Here is a 589-nt window from a genome sequence, read left to right as displayed (position 1 = left end):
GGTACAAACGGCGCCAAGCAGTACATCGTTGGTCGACACGCTTAATGCGTTACATCGCACACTGGTTCCGACAGAGCTCAGTGTGGGGATGTCAGTCAGTTTAAATCAGCAAGACATCAGCCTGCTAGCACAAAGCGGATTATCGGTGGACTACCAATGGCGAAGTGGTGAATTAGGGGGCAGTTGGACTGATATTTTGGGGGCTACTGATAGCAACTATGTGGCACAAACCACAGATGTGGGCGACACTTTGCAACTTTGCCTCACGCTGACCGATGGGACTAGTAGCGAGAGTGAATCGGTGTGCAGTTATCCTAGTCAGGCGGTCACCGACAACACGACTGGTTACGCGCTGCGTACCGTGTATCTCAAACTCGACAGTCTCAGTGATACATTATCACTGAGAGACGCTTCACAAACTTGGCTAGATAACCTGTTAACCACCGAAAATCTGACGGCGACCTATCAGTGGTATCGCATACCACAGGACGGCAGCATAGATTCTGGTGGTGCGCCGGTTGGCATGGGCAGTAATGACTACACCTTGATGACGCCTGTCGATGTTGGTTATCAACATGCGCTACGCGTG

Annotated in this window: 1 protein-coding gene; it reads left to right on the top strand. The window is 51.3% G+C overall.

Translation table 11 applies throughout. The features are described from left to right. Positions 1–88 precede the first annotated feature (88 nt). Positions 89–589, top strand: a 501-nt coding sequence (locus F8B77_RS17360; RefSeq protein ID WP_151656910.1) for a hypothetical protein, incomplete at its 3' end; no start/stop codon positions are given.

Source organism: Aliivibrio finisterrensis (genome assembly GCF_008933155.1).
Lineage (GTDB): Bacteria > Pseudomonadota > Gammaproteobacteria > Enterobacterales > Vibrionaceae > Aliivibrio > Aliivibrio finisterrensis.
Note: the sequence above shows the minus strand (reverse complement) of the source record. Positions and strands in the feature narration are given on the sequence as shown.